This window comes from Pseudomonadota bacterium (assembly GCA_018242545.1).
Classification (GTDB): Bacteria; Pseudomonadota; Alphaproteobacteria; order 16-39-46; family 16-39-46; genus 16-39-46.
Genome location: JAFEBT010000023.1, coordinates 1 through 23,404 on the forward strand (window position 1 = coordinate 1; position 23,404 = coordinate 23,404).

The window sequence follows — 23,404 nt, forward strand, 5'->3', positions numbered from 1 at the left end:
TTCCATTTGCAGAACATCATACTTGTTATTTTAATTTATGGAAATAGTATAAGTGGGAACAACAACAGCACCTTCTTTAAAATGGGGATGCTTTTTTTGAGCAATTGATTCATAAAATTTATAAGCATCAATTCCAATCTTATCGATGTTACCTTGTATTTCAGGCTGATTATCCATAGAGACAGGAGCCAAAAGTCCTCCCGCATTATGGGAGGTAAGACCTTCAAATTTATCTGCAACAATTGTGATATTTCGAAACCCTCTTTGATGAAGATCGTAAGCACTAAATAATCCTAAAGCTCCTGCTCCAATAATGGCAATCGGTGTTTCTTTCGTCACTTCATGGGCATATTCAGAAGTTAGGAGGAGGTCATTGACGTGTTGAGCAGATCCAGGGCCAAGTGTCCAGCCACTTCCGCCATGGCCGTAGTTATGGGCAATGATTTGTTCACCTTGTTTCGTAACACTCATATTAGGAGCACCATGTCTCATAGGCCTGTGACAAGTTATCCGTGTACCCAAATGAAGAGAATCTAATTTTGGAGGCGTAATTTTACGGACCTCAAGGGCTGGGGCAGCCAAAAGAGGCGTAAGTGCCAAAAAGGCTGCTAAATACAAGAGTTTGAGCTTTTTAAAAGCCATGATTTTTCTTTCTAAGGAATGCTTACAGTACATTTACGGAGTTTTTTTATAAGAAGGAGTTTGTTCCGAAAAATGCTTTTTTGTTTTTATTCTATGGGTAAGTATCGCTTAATTTATATTTATTGGCAAGGTTTTTTGAGCTCATTTAGAGAAGCAACGAGAAAAAAATTGAGGAAACCTTCTTTTAATCAAAATATAACTTGATGATTGAGAAATTTTCAAGGTGTTAGAAAGCCTATAAGTAACTTAAAAAATTACTTATAGGCTTTGGATGCCTCTAGTGTATTTTTATCATTTAATCTTTATTATCGAGCATATTGGGCTTCAAGAGTGTTTAATTGGTCGTGGTTTAAAGGAGGAGTAATTTTGAATCCTGGTACTTTCTCCTCACATTCGCGTAACTCTGGAATTAATGTATTTAATTCTTTTAACATAGCCTTGTATTTTTTCATATTGGGACTCTCTTTATAATCTGCTGGCGTATGTCCTCCTTGTGTGTGTCCCTTGACTCAATTGCCCAGAATGAAATTTTTTCTCTAAGGCAACAGCTGAATCATATTTGCTATTGAAACGCGTCAGTAATTTTTTACAGCCATGCATGTTCGTAGCATCAGAAAAGCTTGGTGTTAGAATAGTTGTTATCACTGCAAATAAAAGAGAAGTTTTCTTGAAGTTCGTTTTTAGGCTCCATTTTTGTTTATAGTTTAAATTATTTCTTTTAATTTTAAAAGGATACCTTATAAAATATTAGATGAAAAGATAAATTATGAGTTAATGGCTTAAAGATTTTTTAACTTAACAACAGAGAGTTGACATTAACCCTATACGAAATTTTCCTCTAGTTAACCCTTTAACTTTACAAAAAAGTTTTAAAATTTTGTAAAAGATGCCTATTTTCTATCTGATGATAATTCAAGCATTTTGAATGCTTATTTCAAGAAAATCGATAAAAGAGTTATAATCTAGAACGATCCATTTTCAGATGCTTATGCTTAAAATCAAGGTATTGAAATTCTTTCCTTTAAAGATTATGCTCCATTTTTATTTATGCGCCCGTAGCTCAGTTGGATAGAGCGCAGGATTCCTAATCCTGAGGTCGTGGGTTCGAGTCTCGCCGGGCGCACCAGATTTTTTAAAACTTTCTCTTTTTTTCTATTTTGCATAATAGAGAGGCCTGACTTTATTCAAACTTAATTTATTTTCTTTGGAAGGAAGGAATAACATTGGAAGTCCCTGATATTATGATAGGGGCAACAGCTCTTGTATATGGATATTCAGTCTTAGCATCAAATAAAGTAGATTTTTCAAGGATGCCAGGCGTAGACGTTATTCATTTCAGATCTTAAAAATTAAAAATACTACGAAAGTTTTAAAGATATGGTCAAATTTTTATTTTGTTGAAATTGGCTAAATTAATACCTATTTTATTAGGGTATAAAACATTATTTAAAAATATTTAAAAAGCTGATTGTAAAGGAATGAATATGCGTCGTAAAAGCCCTTTTAATTTTTCCTCAATTTTATCTCATAAAAATTCTTCTCGAAAAGAAAAATATAAAGATTTTGCAAAAAGCCTTTCGAAAAGAAAAATATAAAGATTTTGCAAAAAGCCTTTTAACCCTTGTCGGTTTTTTTGCATGTATATTTCCTCTTGGAATTGATGCGATGGAAAATCAGGAAGGGAGTGAAGATACAAGAGAATTTTTGAGTCAAGGAGTCGCTGCCACTGGATACACATTCACACGCATACACCGAACTTTTGAGGATGATTCTGCTTCTCGTCTCCCAGAGGCTTCCAGAACTTTTCAAGGGGCATCTTTTTTCTTCGAAAGAGATCAGGGGGCTACATTACTGGGTAATTTAGGGGCATCCATAAACAATTCTCTCTTTCATGCAAATGCCTCCGAAAGTTTATTTTCTCAACAGTCGTTTCCCTCTGCATTTCTTCATGATTTAGGGAGACAGAGACCTACTCCATTTTCTTTTCGGCCACCGTCACCGGACCCTTTGTGTCCTCTTAATCCTTTAAAAGAATTAGAAAAACTTTGTCTTAGCCGCCAGCAACTTAGTCAAATCCAAAGAAGTGGGAATTTCACAAGAGGCAATATCGAATCTTACCTGGATATTATAAGATCTTATAGACACATACGAGATCCAAGACCTGATATTATAAGAATTAGGTTTGGGGGAGAAGAAGATCATGGAGATAGGGATGGGGTACATCAAGTCCTCTCTCAAGAAGAAGCCAGAAATTTAGAAAATGTGATGAAGGCAGCACGTATTCAAAGAACCAAGGAGTCCATTGAAACTATATACACTCTTTTGAGAGGACACGAGATTGATGAAGACTTGTGCATTCGGGAATTTTATCTCTACTTAGAACATCTCAAGGGAGGAACTCGGTATGTTTCTTTTGCAAGAAGAAATGGTATGAATGAAGTTGATAACGCTTTTTTTACATTGGGAAGGTCTGATCATCCAGGAGATCATGATAGTATATTAAGAGATGATGCTCAAATATACATAAATTTAGATGATGGGACACCTGTAACCATGAAATCCCTGTTGGCAAAAACATGGTGGCTGATAAATCAAAAATTTAATATAAATCAGCAGGGTGTCTTGAAGGAAAGCCTTGTAAAGGCCTTAGGACAATGCATCGAAGATGATGGACACCGTGTGCAATGTTGGAAAATCCCAGAGAATTACAAGTGTTTTGCAAGGATATATCCAGGGTATTAAAATAGATGATTTTGATCTTGCTCCAGAGCCTGCGACTTTTTTAAGCGCTTTTTTTGCCCCTAAGCAAGAAGAAATTATTGCTGTTATGGAACAGACGCCAAGAGAAAAACGTCGCTATGGGCAAGCACTTTTTAAAGAGGTGCAAAAGCTCACAGAAAGGCTCTATAAAGAGGATCCAGAAAAGAGGAATGAAGTTCTTGCAAGCACGCGAGATTTTTTGAGACTTTCTTTTGAGATGATAGAAGATGATTTTCAAGAATATGAATTCTCAAGAGATTTAGCCAGTAGTATGGCACGTTGGGATGAGGAAGAGGGAAGAAGAATTTCTCAAGATGACCGTTTCGGAATAAGATACCAATTGAGAAGAGGATTACTTATAGATGGTTTTCTGAGAGGAGATTTCATAAAAGGAAATATTCAATCTTTTATTGCCTCTCAGGACCCTTTGCGTTTTCCTCTTTCACACTTTCCTTTGGCAAGGCTAAGTTCACTTTCTCTTCTAACCACCACATTCCTTTTAAGTGAAGTAAGTCTCTTAGGAGAAGATCTGGAAGAGGCTAGAAATTTAGTGCGTCTCACACAATTAAGGACGTCACTTGATATCTTCTATAACTTTTTAAGGGAGCAAGCAATTGATGAAGACTTATGCTTTCATGAATTTTCTCTCTTTTTAGAGCATCTTCAAGCAAAAAAGAAGGATTTTTTTAAGCGTAATAATGGCATGAATGACGTTGATAATGCTTTTCGTGTATTGGAAAAATTAAGACAGCTGGAAGATAATGGCATTTTATGGGGGCATAAAATTGATCTTACTTTGGAGAATGGGACCCCGGTTACCAAGAACTCTCTCTTAGCAAAAACGTGGTGGCTTATTCAACGACAAGTTGATAAAGCAAAGCAGGATATGCTTAAAGAAAGTCTCGTCCATGCTTTAGGATATTGTATTAAAGAGGACGGGGAGTATTTAAGTGATATCGAACACTTAGAAAAAATTACGTCCGTTTTGAAAAGTGATATTGAAGGTCTTATAACAGAAGGTATTAATAATACATTAGATCCTGACTCTTTTTTAAGTGCCTTTTTTGTGCCAAGAAGACAAGAAATGAGGTCGATTATGGAAAAGCCATGGGAAGAAAAAAATGCTTATGGACATCAATTGTTTGAAGCAATAAAAACGGAAGCAGAAGTTATCTTTGATGGAGTTTCAACCAAAAAGAAGGAAGTTGAGAAAAAAGCAACCGAGTTTTTGAGAATATCTCTTGGATTATAAGAGAGACGATCAAAAAAAGGTGAATATGAGCTTCAAAAGATTTTAATGGAGTTAGGCATTTGTCTTTAAGTCGAATTCATTTCTTTTGGTTAAAAAATAAAAAAAGCCCAAAATATCTCAACCATTGTTTCTGACTATAGAAGAATGTAACATTGCATTTTAAGAAAGATTAGATCATACTAATTCTCTTCTTTAAAGGATCTGTTATTTTTAAGAAAAGTTTTTGAGAGTTTTACTTTAAAGTATAAAAAATGAGATTTTTCAAGAAATCTCTGCCCCTTTACAAGCAAAAAATAGAGGAGAAAATACGTGATGAGAGAACGGATACTTGAAACTCTTAAAGGTGCCATGCGCGAGAAAGATATGGCCCGGGTTTCAACATTGAGATTGATAATGGCGGCTTTAAAAGATCGAGATATTGCTGTTCGTGAAAAAGGAAACTATGAGGGCATAGGAGAAGGCGAAATTCTTCAAATGCTCCAAGGGATGGTTAAACAGCGCAAAGAAAGTATTCTTCTTTACGAGCAAGGAAATCGGCCAGATCTTGTGACAAAAGAAATTCAAGAAATTGAGGTTATTCAGGAGTTCCTTCCTAAACCTCTAACTGAAGAAGAGACAGAAATAATTCTCTCCCAAGTTCTTGAAAGTTTGAATGCACATTCTGTTAAAGATATGGGACGTATTATGGCAGAGTTGCGAGAAAACTATGTTGGTCGAATGGATTTTACGAAGGTGGCTGAACTTTTAAAAGAAAAGTTGAAGTAACCCTTTTTTATGAGGATAAAGGTCTTGGCGCCTTAAAAATTTTGACATGCGGTATCATCAAACGCTTCTTGATCAAATACGTTCAACTGTGGTTTTATCTGATTTTATTTCAGAAAAGATCTCTTTACGTAGGCAAGGACAGTACCACGTTGGTCTTTGTCCTTTTCATCATGAAAAGACACCTTCCTTTACAGTTACAAATGATAAGGGAATTTATTTTTGCTTTGGATGTGGTGAAACAGGATCGGTTTTTGATTTTTTAATGAAAACAAAAGGGCTTAATTTTAAAGAGGCCGTTGAGGAAGCTGCAAATCGCGTGGGAATTATTCTTCCTAAAGAGATACACAATCCTCTTGAAGAAAAAATAGAGAAAGAAAACCTTGAAATTTATCATGCTCTTGAAAAAGCAATGACTTGGTTCCAAGTTCAACTTCAAGGAGATGTTGGACGTCACGCTCGGAAATATCTTGAAGGACGGGGCGTTTCCAGGGTTGAACAAGAAAACTTTAAGCTTGGATTTGCACCTTCTTCTGGTCAAGGTCTTTCAAGATATTTAAAAGAGGTGGGGATTTCAGAAGAAGTTCTTGAAAAAGCAGGTCTTATTTTTCTTAAAAATGAATTCCCTAAGGAAGGGCAAAAAGAAGTGCGTGACCGCTTTCGAGGACGCATTATGTTTCCCATTCAAGATAAAAAAGGGCGTGTCATTGCTTTTGGAGCTCGAACACTTACAGGAGAGCATCCGAAATATCTTAATTCTCCAGAGACATCTCTTTTTCATAAAGGCAAAAGTCTTTATGGGGTCTGGAATATTATGCAAAATAGAGAATCTTTAAAAAAAATGCCTTTAATGGTGGTAGAAGGGTATTTAGATGTTATTTTATGTTGGAAAGAAGGATTTCCAGCAGTTGCACCTTTAGGAACGGCTCTTACAGAAACACAACTTTCAGAGATCTGGAGATATTCTTCTGAACCCATTCTTTGCTTTGATGGTGATTTAGCTGGTCAAAAAGCTGCCTTTAGAGCTGGCGAGAAGGCTCTTATTCATTTAAAGCCAGGCATTTCTCTAAAAGTTGCTCATTTTCCCAAAGGAGAGGACCCTGCGAGTCTTTTGGAATCGAACCAAAAAGAAAGTATGGCGGAGCTTTTAAAAAATGCGGATGGTTTAGATGGATTTTTATGGCAATATATGTTACAGGAAAGACGTTATGATACACCTGAACATCAGGCGCTCTTAAAAAAAGACTTATTGAAGATGCTCGAGGGTATTTTAGATAAGGATGTGAGAGAGGCTTATTATTATGATATGATGACCCGCTTTCAGAATATATTTAGGGGAAGAGGGAAATTAAAAGAAGCCTCTTATAAAAATATATCTTTTGGAAAAAAGCGGGATTTACCGTCTTTTTTTGAAATAAAGAAAAGGCAGCATAAGATTTTAGTGGCAGGTTTAATTAAATATCCTTTTCTTTTAAATGATGTCGTTGATATCTTTTCAACTCTCGATTTAGAAGATCCAGACTTAATAAAATTAAGAGAGGTTATTTTAGCGTATTATGAGAAAAATCTTCCTCTTGAATTTTCAAATATGGAGAATTATCTCAAAGAAAAGAATTGCATGGATGCTTTTTTGAAGCTAAAAAATGACAATCTTTTTTTGTATGCTTCTTTTCTAAGAGAAGGAGCACAGATCATGGAGGTTAAACGTGGATGGCGTGAGGTTTGGATTCTTGCGCAAGAACAAAAAAATCTAAAACATGAAGAGATAAAACTCTTAAAAGAATTTGAGACAAACATGTCTCCTCATTTATGGGCTGAGATCCAAGCGCTCAATATCGAAAAAGAATCTCAAAAAGCATTCATTCGAGAAGGATTAGAAACAGAAACGGACTAAAAAATTAGAGGTAGTATTATTTATTTTTTGGAGAGGATAGGATCCTCTCTTTTCTGAAAAAGGAAGTGAACAAGATGACCACAAAAGAATTGACACCCAGGATGGATGAAGCTGAAGAAGAGCAAGAAGTTGTTCTAGAGTCTAAAGAGACTCCTTTACAATTAAAACGTCTTTTAAAGACGGGAAAAGAGCGCGGATATATTACTTATGAGGAATTAAATGAAACACTTCCTCAGGACAAACTTTCTTCTGAGCAGATAGAAGATGCAATGACTCTTATTTCTGAAATGGGAATTAATATTGTTGAGTCAGAAGAAGATGTTGAAGAGGCTGACCGTGCGATTGACGTCGAAGATGAGGGCACGGAAGCGGTTATTGAAAGTGCTGGTCGAACAGATGATCCCGTTCGTATGTATTTACGTGAAATGGGAAATGTGAAGCTCCTTTCGCGCGAAGGTGAGATAGAACTTGCAAAACGCATTGAGGCTGGACAAGAAATGATGATTTCAGGGATTTGTGAAAGTCCCTTAACGTTGCGTGCACTTCTAAGATGGCGGCAAGATATTATAGATCATAAAATGCTTTTGCGTGATCTTGTTGTTTTAGATTTGGGAGGCGAAGCAGATGTGAGCCATGAAGACATTATGTCAGGAAAGGCTTTGGAAAAGGAAGGTATAGAAGATGTTTCTGATGAAGAATTTTTATCTGAGACAGAAGAAGAAATACAAGAGGAAACTTCCGAAACAGCCGTTAGTTTTGTTGAAATTGAAGAATCTTTGCGTCCACGTATTTTAGAAAGTTTAGATAAGGTTATTGCTCTTAAAGAAGAACTTCAAAAAAGCCAAAAAAAAGGAGATTCAAAGAAAGAAAAAAATCTTAAGAAAGAACTTGCAGATCTCGTGGCCAGTTTGAATCTCAATCAAGCACGGATTGACGAATTGGTAAGCGAACTTTATGAAATGAATGGGCGTCTTCTTCAGCAGGAAGGAAAACTTCTGCGTCTTGCAGAAGCTGCTGGTGTAAAGAGAGAATCTTTTCTTAAAGAATATCTTGGGCATGAACTTGAAGCAGACTGGGTTGATCGCGTGGGTCAACTGACACAAAAAGGGTGGGCAAAATTTGTTGAATCAAGCCGAAAGGAAATTACAAAGATTCGTGCAGATATTGCAAAAGTAATTTCTGGGCTTGATCTTGATGTGTCAGAATTTAAACGAATTGTTTCTGCTGTTCAAAAAGGAGGGCGTCTCGCTTCTGAAGCTAAAAAAGAAATGATTGAGGCGAATTTACGTTTGGTTATTTCAATTGCAAAAAAGTATACAAATCGCGGGTTGCAATTTCTAGACTTAATTCAAGAAGGAAACATTGGCTTGATGAAAGCCGTCGATAAATTTGAATATCGTCGAGGGTATAAATTTTCAACGTATGCGACATGGTGGATTCGTCAAGCGATCACAAGATCAATTGCAGATCAAGCTCGGACGATTCGAATTCCAGTTCACATGATTGAAACTATTAATAAGCTTGTTCGTACATCGCGTCAAATGATGCACGAAATTGGAAGAGAGCCAACGCCTGAAGAGCTTTCAGAACGACTCATTATGCCTCTTGATAAAGTGCGGAAAGTCTTAAAAATTGCGAAGGAACCGATTAGTCTCGAGACCCCTGTTGGAGATGAAGAAGATAGTCATTTAGGCGATTTTATTAAGGATGAAAATGCCGTTCAGCCTTTGGACGCTGCCATTCAATTGAACCTACGGGAAACCACAACACGAATTCTTGCAACATTGACACCACGTGAAGAACGCGTCTTAAGAATGCGCTTTGGTATTGGAATGAACACAGATCATACCCTCGAAGAAGTCGGACAGCAGTTTTCTGTAACACGCGAGCGTATTCGCCAAATTGAAGCCAAAGCCCTTCGGAAATTGAAGCACCCAATTCGGTCACGTAAGCTTAAAAGCTTCATTGATTAGAATGTCTCTTCAAGATCGTATGAAAGAAGGAATAAAGAAAATTTATAATCCTCTCTTTCTAGAGATTATAAATGATTCTGATCATCACAAGGGTCATAAAGCAGTGGAAGGGCGCATCGGAAAGCTTGAAACTCACTTTAAGATAACGCTTGTCTCTAATTGCTTTGAGAACTTAAGTCGCATTCAACGACATCGTCAACTTTATGATTCATTAAAAGAGATACTGGGAGAAGCGTCTTTTTCAGAGATTCATGCTCTTTCCTTAAAACTTGTTAGCCCCAAGGAATTTGAACAGAATCTCTGAATAAGGATCATAAGTCTTTAAGCTTTAACATCGACTAATAAGCTGCCTGTCGTGGTATCTCCTGCTCTTCGTCTCATTGGAGCAGCTGTGTGTCGTGCAACTGTCATGTTGTTGAGGGATTTATAAGCTTCTTGAAGACGGGTATTCATTTGTGCTTTCCAAGCACCCATAGAAGGTTGAAGATTTGATACCTTTCCAGACAAAACATTTATTGTTGTTCCAACAGAAGGTGTTGAACTCTTTGCGCCTATAAGTCCTCCACGAATGCTTTGCCCAGAAACAGATATACTTCCTGAGGTTGTTCCAAGAGGAACTATTAACCTTGGCGTAGAACCATCAAGGCGAGATGCTGGAAAGAGGCTGCTTTCTTGAGGAACAAGTGCAAAAGATAGCCCTAATCCAGCTTGTGATCCAAGCCCAGGACCAAAAGAAAAGTGCTGGGTCAGTGGTTGGGAAGGCTCAGAAATAGGGCCGGGCTCAGAATTGAGAGCGGCCGTCGAACGATCAAATCCTTCCATAAGTTTTTCGACAAATTGATGTGCTTTTGCAAGGACAATTGTCGGATCAGAAAGAAGTTTTTCAGTCTCTGGGAAAGTGGATTTAAAGGTACTCATAAGTGAGAGAATCGTATTTAAACCAGCTTCTTGTATGCGTGTGATTGTTTCTTTAATGGCCTCAAAAGGCGTTGCATCATATTCTGGGTGTTCAGAAAAGTTCTTTTTAATCTCTTCAAGGGAGGATAAGATCGGTGTAATACTTTCTGCTTGAAACGCTTCAAGCATCACTTGAATTGGATGAACAACAGCTGATTCAAGGAGCTCAAGAGCAGCCTGCGTTTGAAGTCGATCTTCAACCCTTAAAAGACTTTCTGTTGCAAGACGTTGCTGTCTTTCTCTTTCTGTGTCTTGTTCGGCTAAGAGACGTTGAGCCCTTTCAGTTTCAAGTTGCTGTTGTGCAAGTACTTGAGCTTCTTTTGCTTTTAAATCAGCTTCTTTTTTAAACTGTTCTAACACAGCAAGAGCCTCAGCGAGTTTTAAAGAAAGGTCCCTGTTGGCAGCTTCATGATCAGTCGTGCTTACAAAAACAACATCGTCTTCTTTTCCAGAACCTTCGGCAGGTAAAACGGAAGGTGCCACTCCTGAAGCTGCGGCATCATCTTCTTTTCTTAAAGCCTCTTCAGAAGATAAAGGCGCAACTGCTGCAGTTGCAGTGTTATTTGCATCATGAATAGAGAAGGCCGGAGACCCTGCAGTTGATCTTTCTCGTGAAGAGACAGCCATTGCATCTTCAGAAGCAACTTGTTGAAACCCAGCAAGGTCACTTTCATCTTTAGCCGGTAAAGCTGTATTTGCTGGAGCTACAGTGTCATCGGCTCCATGGATAGAGACGGCCGGAGACCCTGCAGCAGATCTTTCTTGTGCAGAAGGAGCAGCCCCTGCATCTTCAGAGAAAATTTGTTGAAATCCAGCAAGGTCATTTTCATCTACAGGTGGTAAAGCTGTATCTGCTGGAGCTATAGCATGTATAATAGAGAGGGCAGGAGATCTTTCTTGTGAAGAAGAGGTAGCAGCTGGATTTACAGAATCTACATGCTCAAATTCAGTAAGATCTTCATAATCTTTATCAGGTAAAACTCTAGCTCCTGAAGCTGCGGCATCATCTTGTCCATGAACAGAAGGAGCCGGAGATTCTGCAAGAGATGTGTTTTGTGGAGAAGGAGCAGCCGAAGCATCTCTAGAAGAAACATGTACAAATTCAGCAGCGCTCTTATCATTTGGGTCGATAGAATGGAGATTAAAAAGCGAAGCAAGATCTGAAAAATCTTCTGTGTATTTTGTCATATCAGTACGAAGAGCTGTTGAAAGCGCAACTCCTTGGAATTCTGGGCCTTTAGGAGTAGGCCCATTTGTGCCAGGAGAGTTTATATTAAGGGAAAAAAATTGATTGGGATGAGTAGAATTAATTAGATCTACAGATTCCCCATCAGAGCCAATAGAAAAATCCTGCAAGTCGAATTCTTTCTCTGAAGTTACAGCCCCAAAAGGGTCATCTTTTTTAATCTTTGCATTTATAGGAGAAGAAGTAGATAGGGATCCTAAAGCACTAAAAACATCATTGTCTCCCTCTTGAAGAGGTGAAAAAGGAGTCGAAGACAAGAAGGATGCTGCAGGGTAAAGACCCCTTGCCGTAGCTTTTTCATCTAATCTGCTTGTATCCATCCTAGATGATGCACTGGAAAACACTCTAGAAGGGGCCTCAGAAGGTGCCGGTGTCGGAGATAAAAATCTCCTAGAATCAGAGGTATTTTTGTCATAATAGTCTCTGTTCACTTCAAGAAGGAGCTTTCCCCAAGCGTTTAAAGCCGTGTCGCGATCAAGGGAGACGAGGCGACTTTTTAAAATAGGATCTATAATTTTAGTAGAAAAAGAGAGACTCAATTTTGCATATGCTGCTTGAAGTTTTTGAAAAGCAGAGTGCAAGAGGTTAAAAATTTCAAGTGTATCTTCAACGGCATTTGGTGGAACGAGAAAAGCTAAATTCGTTGAATGTGTCAGATAAGCTCCTCCTCCCATCCAACCTGTGCTCCTTTCAATATCTTTTGGTAAAAGAGGTGGAAGTTCCTGAGAAGATGTAATAGATTTTTTTCCATTTTTCAGAGAATTTGCAAGAGCTTCGAGTTGAGCAATATAAAGCTCTAATTTTTGAGCGTCACGGCCATTGAGTATTAAAAGACGTTCTTTCTCACGCTTAAGTGTTTCAGAAACGATATTTTCATCAATATAAAAATAAGAAGAAGAAAAAGAGGAGTCTGATCTTTTCCAACCTGCGAATTGCATGAGCTTTATCATTAAAGATTCAACATATTTTTGATATGCAAGTCTCTGAGTCGGATTTTGAGCTAATTCATCTTCTTGGGGTGAATACCCCAATGCATTTTTGATGTCTGCAAGGATAAGAACATCTTCAAGACGCATTGGGTCAGACATTGTCAAAACCTGACGGTCAACTTCAACAAAATCTCCATCTCCATCACTGTTTTCTTCAAAAAGAGGGGGGAGCGGCCTTGTTAGGGTTCCAGGTCCGTGTCGCCTTTCTTCTAGGTCGAAAGTTTGCCCTTCCATTCCTATGGCTGCCTGAAAGCTCAGGGAACTCACCACTGCAAAAATAGAGGGAGTTAATAAGTTAAAAGACGACATGCGGTACTTCATGATAGATTCACCTCAATGTTTGACTTATGTTTTTTGTAAAAAAGCACCTTTTAGGTCAGGACAGTTTTCATCCTATTTAAGCTTCTACATATTTTAATTATGGATCCCTTTTTTCAAAATTTCAAAGAAAAACCAAAAAATGTTTCTTAGCTATTTGAAAAAAAAGAAAAGAAAATGAGAACGTAAAAAAGTTCATCTTGTAACAAAAAAAATGAAAAAAATAGATTTTTTTAGTAAATTTTATTGCTTTTTAAGAGGTTGTTTATTTTGAAGAGCAGAAATTAAACCAGAAACTTTTCCGCCCTCCTTTTCGATAATAGAGGCATATTCTGATCTTTGTGTAACACTCATACTTACCCCTTCTAAAAGCACATCAAATATTTTATATGAACCTTCTTTTTTGTATACAAGCCAAACAATATTTATTGGAGCACCATCAGGGGTTTGGAGCTTAGAGTTTACTTTTATACCACCGTCTGCTAAAGAGCGAGCCGTTGAGACAATGAATTGATCTTCAGGATTGTATTGACTGAATTTTGAGGCGTAGTTATCGGCCACAGAGTCATCAAATAAATCAATATATTTTTGCTTTTCTTCATCAGTTGCGATACGCCAATAGCGTCCTAAGCAAAATTTTGCAATGGATTTTGTTGCAAAATGCCCTTGGAAGAGCTGTTTAAAACGTGTCTTTCTTTCTGTTGATGAAATTGTTTTGGAGGTGAGAAGAGATGTTGCTTCTTTTCCAAGGTTAATAATAAATTCTTTAGCCTCTTCTAAATTTCCTTCTAAACTTGGTTCTGCTTGCGTATTTGTATTCTCTGAGGGGGGAGAAGTTTCATCAGCATTTGCATATAATAAGCAAGGAGCAGACAGGACATTAATCGTTAAATAAAGAAGAGTAGAAGAAAGGAGAAACCGTAGCATATTTAAACCTCGGAGTTGAAAGCTTCGTGATTATTAATCCTCTTCTGGTTGAGGATGGTCAAAATCTAAAGCAGAGTTTATTTCATCATTATCATTAAATTCCTTGTCATGCAATACTCTCGCGCGTTTGTGTTGCCAATAAAGGCTTCGCAGTGCTGCATAGTAATCGACAGAAGTTGCTTCAAGATTTTCAACCATCGTGAGAACTTGGCTTCTTTCGTCAGCATAGGTAGCAGCAAAACGAATATCCATGAGTGTACGATGATCATGGTGAATAGCATAATAATTGAAGGGATCTGCAAAGAAATCTCCAACCATTCCAATAAGCCCTCTTAAATCAGTGGGGCCAAGGATAGGGAGAACAAGGTAAGGACCAGGATCCACTCCCCAGGTGGCAAATGTTTGTCCAAGATCTTCCGTATGGGGATGAATGTCGAGCTCAGAAGCAACATCAAAGATTCCTAAAATTCCAAAAGTGGTGTTTATTATAAAACGGGTTAAGCTTTCACAGGCACGTTCAAATTTAAATTGCAACACATCATTTAAAAAATAAACTGGGGTTGCAAGATTATTAAGGACACAATGAATGCGTTTTTGAAGAAAAGGAGGAACAACCCCACGATAAATATGAACGAGTGGGTTAAAAAGGAGACCTTCTAAGACGCGATTAAATTCAAAAACAACACGATTAAAAGGTTCTAGGGGATCATAAGGTTCAATCGTATTTCTTATCATTTTTGGAGAAGAAGAAAACTTAGGAGCGTCTGAGAGCTCTTTGGCTCCTGCATAAATACTTGAATGCGGAGCAGCAACGTCTGCTTTAGATGATCGTGTGCCGACGGCCATTCCGATAAACACTAAGGCTACGCCTAAGATTATCTTAAAGCAGCTTGGTAATATTTTTCTTTTGAAACAGAACATTGCAAAGGACAGCGCTTTTCTCCCAATTTTTCTAGGATATTTAAAAGTGTTTAAACTTTAAACTGAAAACGCGACTTTAAGCAACGAAATCTGAAACTTCTATTACAGAAATTTATATTTTTAAAAAAATGCAACACTTTGAACACAATATTTCTCTTTTTTGAGAAAGGAGAAAAAGCTTAAAAATGAGCGCTTTTACCTTGAATTCCCATTGACACCCATGAATTCCCATGATATCCCATAAAGATGAGGGTAAAAAACCTCACAGTTCGTTTTTTTTGGGTTATGTGGCTTATGTTATTATTTCTGTCAACATTTATAAATAAAATAGACAGAAAGGGCCGCGTTTCGGTCCCTGCATCCTTTCGTTCTGCTTTTACTCAAAGTGTTTTTCAAGGGGTCGTTGTTTTTCGTTCTTATAAATATCCTGCACTTGAAGTATGTGGGATGGAGCGCATGATGAATCTTTCTGAAAGTGTAGATAGTTTGGACTTATTTTCAGATTTACAAGATGATTTTTCAGCAACATTATTTGCCGATGCCCATTCTCTTCTTTTTGATCCTGAGGGGAGAATTCTTATCCCCCGTTCTTTTCTAGATTATGCTAATATTACTGAATCAGCTGCTTTTGTGGGACGTGGAGCGACATTTCAAGTTTGGAACCCATTAATATTTGAAAAATACCAACAAGAAGCACGTGATCGTATTCGAGCTCAAAAAGAAACATTAAAGCTTAAAGTCTTTTCAGAAAATAATGAGGGGACTCATGTCTGAGACCTCACACTATAAAGTAAACACTAACAAAAAGGGTAACGAAGATCCTTTTTCAAAAATCTCTCAAAAGGCTGCTGAAAAACATATCCCTGTTATGGTGTCTGAAGTTCTTTCTTTTCTAGATCCAAAAGAGAATGAAATTTATGTAGATGGAACGTTTGGAGGAGGAGGATATAGTTCTCGTATTTTACAAAAAGAAAAGACGCATGTAATTGCAATTGATCGTGATAAAGAAGTTGAAAAATTTGCAGAAGAACTTGAAAAAAAATATGCTGGACGCTTTCAGTTTGTAAGAAATAATTTTTCTGAGATTGAAAATGTCGTATTTCAAAAAAATATATTACATGTACACGGGGTTGTTTTTGATTTGGGAGTTTCTTCCCCACAGATTGATAATGCTGAGCGCGGCTTTTCTTTTCAAAAAGAAGGTCCGTTAGATATGAGAATGGACAAAACAGGATTTAGTGCTTATGAAGTTGTGAATACAGCGACGGAAGAAATGTTGGCAGATATTTTCTATCACTATGGTGATGAAACAAAATCTCGCCGGATTGCAAGGGCTATCCTTAAGGCACGTCTTCAAAAACCTCTTCAAACAACTTCTGATCTTGTTCGCGTTATTCATTCCGTGATGGGTGCAAAAAGCGGTAAAATTGACTCCGCAACACGTGTCTTTCAAGCTTTACGTATTTATGTAAATGATGAAATTGGATCTTTGAAGAAAGGACTTGAAGGTGCTTTGAAAGTTTTGAGCCCAGGCGGTCGTTTAGTTATTGTAACGTTTCATTCGTTAGAGGATCGCATTGTAAAAGAATTCTTTCAAGTACAGTCTGGAAAATCGAAAAATTCATCTTCACGGCATTCTCCTTTTTTTTCAAATAAGTCTCATCAGCCGACGTTGCATCTTTTGACGCCCAAAGCTCTTAAACCTCAAGAGTCAGAGATTTTTCAAAACCCCCGGGCACGATCTGCAAAGCTCAGAGCAGCTTTAAGAACGATGGCTCCCTCTTTTTCTGAAATGGAAGAGGTTTAAAATGCGGAGATTTTTAATCTTTATGATTTTAATCATTGGGGGGATTGGAATTTTACTATTCAATGTTAAGTATAAAGTTGTTGGACTTGAACAAGAACTTTCCCATGTAAAGCGGGATATTAATAATTCTCGGCAATCAATTCATATTTTAAAAGCAGAATGGGAACATTTAAATAATCCCGCGCGACTCCAAAAGCTTGCTCAAAAACATTTAAACCTTATCACCCTTGATCAAAATCATTACCTTGCACTTAGCCAAATCCCTTTTCGGGATGATGCCGTTATATCTTATGTGACAGAAACATTAAAAACTGAGGGGATTCTTCAAGAAGCAGGTGATTCTCAAAAAATGCTTTCTCAAAAAGAATCTCTTAAAGGGAGATAACACATGTATCTTCCGAAACAACCTTTTTTTGATCTAGCGTTAGGTATGGGGTCATCCCATTTTCATAAAACCGCTCAAAATGAAAAATATACACAATCCATGGGAATTGGACGTCAGCGGTTAATTATTGTAGGTGCTTTCTTTTGTATCTTTTTTTTATTGATTGCTTTGCGGCTTATCGAAATTATGGGATTGTCTCCAAGTATCGAAGGAAAATTAAAGGTGGTGGACAATACAAAAAATCTATCTATGAAACGGAGTAACATTTTAGATAGAAATGGCGTTTTACTTGCCACCAATTTAAAAACAGAATCCCTTTATGCTCTTCCTCATCAGATTAAAAATCCTGAAGGAGCAGCTCAAAAAATTGTTGAGCTTCTTCCCCATTTGGAATTTCAAGATGTCTTAAAGAAATTAAAATCAAATAAAAAATTTATATGGATTGCACGTAATCTTTCTCCATATGATCAAGCAAGAATCCATAGGCTTGGAATTCCAGGACTAAATTTTTATCGAGAGGAAAAACGCGTTTATCCACATGGATCTTTGTTATCACATGTTATAGGATTTACGGACGTTGATAATAAAGGCATTGGAGGCGTAGAACATCAATTTAATGAATTTCTTGTGACATCAAAAGAATCTTTACAACTTTCTATTGATTTGAGAATTCAACATATTCTTCATGATGAAATTTCCAAAGGTATTGAACAGTTTCAAGCTCAAGGAGGAACAGGGATTGTTCTTGATATCAAAACGGGTGAAGTGTTAGCGATGGTTTCATTCCCTGATTTTGATCCTAATTTTCCTAAAAAGGTACCTTCTGAAAATTTGTTTAATAGAAGTACTTTAGGAGTTTATGAAATGGGATCCGCTTTTAAATTATTGTCTGTTGCAATGGCCCTTGAAAACAAAACAGCAACTCTTCAAAGTCAATATGATGCTTCACAGCCCCTAAAAGTTGCGCGATTTAGAATTAAAGATTTTAAACCCAAAAACCGTGTTCTTTCTGTCATTGAAATGGTTCAGTATTCTTCAAATATTGCTTGTGCAAAAATGGCTCTTGAAGTTGGCGTCAAACGTCAAAAGATGTTTCTTGAAAAACTGGGCCTTTTAAAACCTCCCAAAATTGAGCTTCCCGAGGTTGGAAAACCCATGATTCCTCAGGACTGGAAGGATATTAACTTAATTACCATTTCCTATGGATACGGCGTGAGTGTGAGTCCCATTGCTCTTGCCGGAGCTCTTGCGGCATTAATTAATGGGGGGATTTTAAAAGAACCAACTCTTTTCAAGGTTGATCCGGCAAAGAAGCGTGGTGTTCGTGTTGTTTCTGCAGAAACGTCGATGGCTATGAAAAAATTATTACGTCTTACTTTGACCCATGGAACAGCTAAAAAAGCGAACGTTCCAGGTCTGATGGTTGGAGGCAAAACAAGTACGGCGGAAGTTCTTCTTGCGAATAGAAAGGGGTATAACCGAGAACAAAACTTATCTACTTTTGTAGGGGCTTTTCCCATGACGGATCCTCAATTTTTGGTGATGGTGATGATTGATCGGCCCATTGCAACAAAAGAAACTTATGGATATTCGACAGGAGGTTGGACGTCTGCACCCATTGCAGGTGAAGTGATGAAACGCATGGCAGCTCTTCTTGGTATTGTTCCTATTAATGAAAAAGATCCTAAAATCCAATCGGCTTTCTATCTTCCAGGGAGTCATAATGAGGTAAAGACAGTGTCTCAAAAACCCCAAGGATTTAGAAATGCAGTCTATTAAGTTTTTTCCTCAAAATCTACTCGATGAGTTCACAATTGAAGAGATAAACCGTCTCAAAGAACTCGACAGCTCAGGTCTTGCTCTCGATACACGTTCTCTTGAAAAAGGGAATTTTTTTATTGGCATAGATGGCCATAAGACAACAGGTTCTTTGTTTTTAGAAGAAGCGTTTCTTAAAGGGGCTTCTGGAGCTCTCATAAGCCAGAAGGGATTTGATGCAATTCGCTCTCAAGAGCGAATTTTAAAATTGCTTCCTCTCTGGATTTCAACGCAGAATCCAAGTTTTTATGTGGGAGAAATGGCATCCCTTTTTTATTCAAAAGCCCCTTCTCGATTGATGGCTGTTACAGGGACCAATGGAAAAACCTCTGTTACTTTCTTTGCGCATCAAATTATGTTTTTTCTGGGGGTTTCTTCTGCATGTCTTGGAACGACAGGTCTATGGGTACTCGAAAATCAAGGAGCAAAAGTTGGCTTTGAAGAATCAAAATTAACTTGTCCGGATGCCATTACGCTCCATAAAACACTTGAAAAACTTTATCTACGGGGGATTGAAAGTCTGGCTCTTGAGGCTTCAAGCCATGGACTTCATCAGAATCGTTTAAAAGGTTTAAATTTTAAAGCAGCGGCTTTTACAAATTTTTCACAGGATCATCTTGATTATCATCAAACGATGGACGCGTATTTTGAAGCAAAGTGTCTTCTTTTTTCAGAGATTTTAAAAAAAGATGGATGGGCTGTTTTAAATGCAGATATAGAAGAAATTGGGATCTTAACAAAAATTTCAGAACGCCGTTGCCATCGGATTTTCACTTATGGTGCTAAGGGAGACGATGTCCGCCTTCTTGCATATGAACCAAAATTAGATTGTTTGCATATTACTGTTAATTTATGGGGAATTGTAAAATCCTTAACCCTTCCCTTGGTCGGAGATTATCAGGTTCATAATGCTTTATGCGCATTAGGGCTTGTTTTAGGAGCGCTCGATGTAACACCTGAAGATACATTAATTCTACAAAAAGCTTTAGAGGCTCTCGAATTTCTTCAAGCACCTCCTGGACGTCTCGAGAAAGTGGGAGAGACGAAAACAAGGGCGCGTATTTATGTAGATTACGCGCATACGCCGGATGCTTATGAGCGTGTTTTAAAAACATTGAGGCCATTTACGAAAGGACATTTGTGGATTCTTTTTGGATGTGGTGGAGAACGAGATGCACAAAAGCGGCCCCTTATGGGCAAGATGGCTTATACGTATGCAGACTTTATTGTTATAACAGACGATAATCCGCGTTCTGAGAATCCGGCTCAGATTCGTTCAGAGATTTTGACTTTTCTTCCAGAAAATAAACAAGCGCTTCCAGATAATATTTTTGTTATAGAAGATCGAGAGAAGGCTATTAAATGGACGCTTCAACATCTTAAAGAAGATGATGTTTTGCTTTTAGCCGGAAAAGGGCATGAAACAGGGCAAATTATTGGAAACATGACCTATCCTTTTAATGATAAAAATGTAACTCTTATGCTATTGAAAGAATTGGAGAAATAAATGTTAGGAGAAAAATTACCTCTCTGGACCCAAGAAGATATTATAAAGGCGACGCAAGGAGAAGCTTTCGGCCCTTCAAGAAGTGCTTATGGGTGTGCTATCGATAGTCGTGAAATTTCTCCTGATGATATGTTTATTGCAATTCGAGGTGGCGCCACAGATGGACATCATTATATTAAAGAAGCGATTGGACGCGGTGCGTCAATTATCCTAATTGATCATTGGCCTTCGGATTTTTTATCCCCTTTGAATCGTCCCTCGGATGTTTCTTTCATTTTGGTAAAAGATACCTTTGAGACTCTTTGGTCTCTCGCACGATATGCAAGAGCACGATTAAGCCCGAGCATTAAAATTACAGCGATAACTGGGAGCGTCGGAAAAACAACGACAAAGAAAGCTCTGGCGCATATTTTAGAAGAACAAGGATGTGTTGCAGCGAGTGCAAAAAGTTTAAATACAAAATTAGGTGTTCCTCTCTCCCTTATTCGGTCTCCAAAGAATGCCAAGTACGGTGTTTTTGAAGTGGGAATGAGTCAAAAAGGAGAAATTGCCCCCCTTTCTGAACTCATAAAGCCTCATGTGGCTATAATTACCATGCTTGCCCCTGCACATTTTGAAGCTTTTTCTTCTCTTTCAGAAATTGCGCAAGAGAAATTGAACATTGTAAAAGGACTTCCCTCAGAAGGGATTGTCATTTTAAATCATGACATGCCTCTTTATAAAGAAATATTTTCTGATATTCCGTATCAAAAAATGACATTTGGTCGTTCGGAAGATTCAGATTTAAGGCTTTTAAATATTAAATTATTAGAATTTGGATTTATGGAAGTGACAGCTCAATTTAAAGGAGAAATATCTCCTTTTACTTATGTCATTGAGGGAATAGGAGAGCATTTTGCTTTTAATACATTAGGAGCTCTTCTGGCAGCATATGCTCTGGGAGCAAATGTAGAAAAAGCCATTCAAACGCTTAAAACTTTTACGCCAGAAATTAGACGCGGGAAATGCCAAGTTGTTTTGCTTGATGGAAAAGAAATGGTGCTCCTTGATGAAAGTTATAATGCAAATCCAACTTCCATGAGGGCTGCTCTTTCTGCTCTTTCTTTCTTGCCGAAATGGAAAGGAGGGCGGATGGTTGCTGTTTTAGGAGATATGCTTGAATTGGGAGAACAAAGCGCAAAATTTCATCAGGAGCTTTCTCAGGAGATTAAAAAACATCATATTCATGCTGTTTATACCTGTGGACCTATGATGGAACATCTTCATAAAGCTCTTCCTAAAGAAACTCAAAAAATACACGTTGATCAATCTCAGGATCTTTTCAAGGCTGTCAAAACGTTTCTTCAAGAAAAAGATAACATTATGGTTAAGGGATCTTTGGGAATGAAAATGGATAAGTTTGTAAAAGGTCTTAAGGGGGAATAATGCTCTATAACATACTCTTTCCACTTTCTCATGAATGGAGTTTTTTTAATCTTTTCCGATATATCACATTTCGGACTGGCGGAGCCATGCTGACGTCTCTTTTAATTAGCTTTTATCTTGGGCCTTTAATTATCCGTTGGTTAAAATCAAAACAGAAGGAAGGGCAACCCATTCGTCTCGACGGTCCTGAAAGCCATCTTTTAACCAAAAAAGGAACACCGACGATGGGAGGGATTTTGATTCTTCTCTCTCTTCTTTTGAGCACATTGCTTTGGGCTGATCTAACGAATGAGTATGTATGGATTTGTTTAGGAATAACGGCTGGATTTGGAGCGCTTGGGTTTCAAGACGATTATCTTAAATTGACGAAGCGTACGAGTGCAGGCGTATCGGCACGAATTAAATTTTTACTCCAACTTTTTATGGCAGGAATAGCTCTTTTTTTCATTTTAAGAATGATGCCCGCAGGAGAAATTTCAAGCAGTGTGCTCATCCCTTATACAAAAAACTTTATGATTCATATTGGCCTTTTTTATAGTGTTTTTGCAATTATCTGCATTGTTGGATCTTCAAATGCGGTGAATTTAACCGATGGACTTGATGGCCTTGCTATTGGTCCAATTATTATTGCTGTTCTTTGTTTTGGACTCATTAGTTATCTTGTGGGGAACCATATTTTTGCAACATATTTACATATTCCCTTTGTCCCTAAAGCTGGAGAACTTTCTGTTTTATGTGGCGCTCTTGTTGGAGGAAGTCTTGGCTTTCTTTGGTTTAATGCGCCGCCCGCTCAAGTTTTTATGGGAGACACAGGCTCTTTGTCAATTGGGGCTTTTCTCGGGACTATTGCTGTTATTACAAAACATGAATTAATTCTTGTTATTATTGGAGGTCTTTTTGTTCTTGAAGCAGCGTCTGTTATTCTTCAAGTGGGATATTTTAAATATACCAAAGGAAAACGTATTTTTTTAATGGCACCTTTACACCATCATTTTGAGAAAAAAGGATGGGCGGAGACAACGATTGTAATTCGCTTTTGGATTATTGCAATTATTTTTGCTTTAATTGGTCTTGCAAGTTTAAAGCTGAGATAATAAGAAAAACCAAACTTTAAGATGTTTATAGGCAAGTGTTCGAAAACGATTTTTTCGGAAAAATGAGATTGCTTGTTTAGCAGAGAAACACATTAAGAGAATTTCGTAGATAACTTCAGAAAATCTATGGTATGTTTTTTCTTAATATTAAAGATTAAACGATGATAGAGCTTAGAAATAAAACTTATACAATTAATATTGGAACAGACAAATTTAAAGAGCTGGCTACAGGAACGGATTTATTTGTGGACAAAACGTCTTTTATATCTGCACTTTTAGGAGGCGGTTATAAAGTTACTCTTATTACGCGTCCACGCCGCTGGGGAAAAACCTTAAATATGTCGATGCTTCAGTATTTTTTTTTCTATCCCTGTTAAAAAAGATGGGGGTATTGACGAAGAAGAACGCTCTAAAAGACGTCAGATTTTCTCTCAATTAAAAATTGGGACTCAGCAAGAAATAATGAACGGATACTTGGGGCAATATCCTACAATTTTTATCAGCTTTAAAGATATTAAAGGTTTAACCTATGAAGACCTTGAAACAGGAATAAAAGATCTTATTTACAAACTTTATGCATCTCATAGATATCTTCTAGAAAGTGATAGACTTGATGATATTCAAAAAGACTATTTTCGAAAATTTATTACAAAACAATTTGATCTTTCTGAATGATAGAGTCCCGTCAAGAGGTGTAAAATTAGATTGAGTCATTGGCAGACTCCGA

Annotated in this window: 19 protein-coding genes and 1 tRNA gene; 16 read left to right on the forward strand and 4 right to left on the reverse strand. The window is 37.5% G+C overall.

Translation table 11 applies throughout. The annotated features are described in order from the left end of the window. Positions 1–30: 30 nt before the first annotated feature. On the reverse strand, positions 31–642 hold the full coding sequence (locus JSS34_04285) for an FAD-dependent oxidoreductase (GenBank protein MBS0185544.1): 612 nt from the start codon (positions 640–642) through the stop codon (positions 31–33). Between the two features lie 1,049 nt (positions 643–1,691). Here JSS34_04285 and JSS34_04290 point away from each other — a divergent pair. The 7 genes from JSS34_04290 to JSS34_04320 all read left to right on the forward strand — a co-directional run bounded on the left by JSS34_04290 (position 1,692) and on the right by JSS34_04320 (position 9,587). Further along, positions 1,692–1,768, forward strand: a tRNA-Arg gene (locus JSS34_04290). A gap of 437 nt (positions 1,769–2,205) precedes the next feature. Continuing rightward, positions 2,206–3,384 carry a hypothetical protein gene (locus JSS34_04295; protein MBS0185545.1) on the forward strand — a complete coding sequence of 393 codons (1,179 nt, stop codon included), beginning with the start codon at positions 2,206–2,208 and terminating at the stop codon, positions 3,382–3,384. Further along, positions 3,308–4,654 (forward strand): hypothetical protein, encoded by a 1,347-nt coding sequence (locus JSS34_04300; protein ID MBS0185546.1) that lies wholly within the window; start codon positions 3,308–3,310, stop codon positions 4,652–4,654. Before JSS34_04295 ends, JSS34_04300 begins: the two co-directional genes overlap by 77 nt. A gap of 309 nt (positions 4,655–4,963) precedes the next feature. After that, positions 4,964–5,419: a GatB/YqeY domain-containing protein gene (locus tag JSS34_04305; GenBank protein ID MBS0185547.1), complete on the forward strand. Its 456-nt coding sequence runs from the start codon at positions 4,964–4,966 to the stop codon at positions 5,417–5,419. 46 nt (positions 5,420–5,465) lie between these two features. Beyond that, positions 5,466–7,310 carry a DNA primase gene (gene dnaG / locus JSS34_04310; protein MBS0185548.1) on the forward strand — a complete coding sequence of 615 codons (1,845 nt, stop codon included), beginning with the start codon at positions 5,466–5,468 and terminating at the stop codon, positions 7,308–7,310. 74 nt (positions 7,311–7,384) lie between these two features. After that, positions 7,385–9,283, forward strand: a complete 1,899-nt coding sequence (rpoD, locus tag JSS34_04315) for an RNA polymerase sigma factor RpoD (protein ID MBS0185549.1) — start codon at positions 7,385–7,387, stop codon at positions 9,281–9,283. 1 nt (position 9,284) lies between these two features. Continuing rightward, entirely contained in the window at positions 9,285–9,587 is a 303-nt protein-coding gene (locus JSS34_04320) for a BolA family transcriptional regulator (protein ID MBS0185550.1), read from the forward strand. Between the two features lie 17 nt (positions 9,588–9,604). Here the strand turns inward: JSS34_04320 and JSS34_04325 are convergent, their stop codons facing one another. The 3 genes from JSS34_04325 to JSS34_04335 form a co-directional block, all read right to left on the reverse strand. Continuing rightward, positions 9,605–12,796, reverse strand: a complete 3,192-nt coding sequence (locus JSS34_04325) for a hypothetical protein (protein MBS0185551.1) — start codon at positions 12,794–12,796, stop codon at positions 9,605–9,607. Between the two features lie 240 nt (positions 12,797–13,036). Further along, positions 13,037–13,720, reverse strand: a complete 684-nt coding sequence (locus tag JSS34_04330) for an ABC transporter substrate-binding protein (GenBank protein MBS0185552.1) — start codon at positions 13,718–13,720, stop codon at positions 13,037–13,039. A 33-nt stretch (positions 13,721–13,753) separates the two neighbouring features. Continuing rightward, the gene (locus tag JSS34_04335) at positions 13,754–14,578 is read right to left on the reverse strand and encodes a VacJ family lipoprotein (protein ID MBS0185553.1); all 825 of its coding nucleotides are present in this window, start codon (positions 14,576–14,578) and stop codon (positions 13,754–13,756) included. A 357-nt stretch (positions 14,579–14,935) separates the two neighbouring features. Here JSS34_04335 and mraZ point away from each other — a divergent pair, with 357 nt between their 5' ends. The 9 genes from mraZ (at position 14,936) to JSS34_04380 (ending at position 23,352) form a co-directional block, all read left to right on the forward strand. Next, the gene (gene mraZ / locus JSS34_04340; protein MBS0185554.1) at positions 14,936–15,415 is read left to right on the forward strand and encodes a division/cell wall cluster transcriptional repressor MraZ; all 480 of its coding nucleotides are present in this window, start codon (positions 14,936–14,938) and stop codon (positions 15,413–15,415) included. Further along, positions 15,408–16,448 (forward strand): 16S rRNA (cytosine(1402)-N(4))-methyltransferase RsmH, encoded by a 1,041-nt coding sequence (gene rsmH, locus JSS34_04345; GenBank protein ID MBS0185555.1) that lies wholly within the window; start codon positions 15,408–15,410, stop codon positions 16,446–16,448. Before mraZ ends, rsmH begins: the two co-directional genes overlap by 8 nt. Before the next feature lies 1 nt (position 16,449). Continuing rightward, complete coding sequence (locus JSS34_04350; GenBank protein MBS0185556.1) at positions 16,450–16,833, forward strand: hypothetical protein; 384 nt, start codon at positions 16,450–16,452, stop codon at positions 16,831–16,833. A gap of 3 nt (positions 16,834–16,836) precedes the next feature. After that, a complete protein-coding gene (locus JSS34_04355; protein MBS0185557.1) occupies positions 16,837–18,612 on the forward strand; it encodes a penicillin-binding protein 2 in 1,776 nt (591 codons plus the stop codon). Further along, positions 18,599–20,158 (forward strand): UDP-N-acetylmuramoyl-L-alanyl-D-glutamate--2,6-diaminopimelate ligase, encoded by a 1,560-nt coding sequence (locus JSS34_04360; GenBank protein MBS0185558.1) that lies wholly within the window; start codon positions 18,599–18,601, stop codon positions 20,156–20,158. Before JSS34_04355 ends, JSS34_04360 begins: the two co-directional genes overlap by 14 nt. Beyond that, complete coding sequence (locus JSS34_04365) at positions 20,159–21,583, forward strand: UDP-N-acetylmuramoyl-tripeptide--D-alanyl-D-alanine ligase (GenBank protein ID MBS0185559.1); 1,425 nt, start codon at positions 20,159–20,161, stop codon at positions 21,581–21,583. Then, a complete protein-coding gene (locus JSS34_04370; GenBank protein MBS0185560.1) occupies positions 21,583–22,677 on the forward strand; it encodes a phospho-N-acetylmuramoyl-pentapeptide-transferase in 1,095 nt (364 codons plus the stop codon). Before JSS34_04365 ends, JSS34_04370 begins: the two co-directional genes overlap by 1 nt. Positions 22,678–22,838: 161 nt before the next feature. Then, positions 22,839–23,054 carry an AAA family ATPase gene (locus JSS34_04375; GenBank protein ID MBS0185561.1) on the forward strand — a complete coding sequence of 72 codons (216 nt, stop codon included), beginning with the start codon at positions 22,839–22,841 and terminating at the stop codon, positions 23,052–23,054. Positions 23,055–23,139: 85 nt separating this feature from the next. After that, on the forward strand, positions 23,140–23,352 hold the full coding sequence (locus JSS34_04380) for a hypothetical protein (protein ID MBS0185562.1): 213 nt from the start codon (positions 23,140–23,142) through the stop codon (positions 23,350–23,352). The last annotated feature ends 52 nt before the right edge of the window (positions 23,353–23,404 follow it).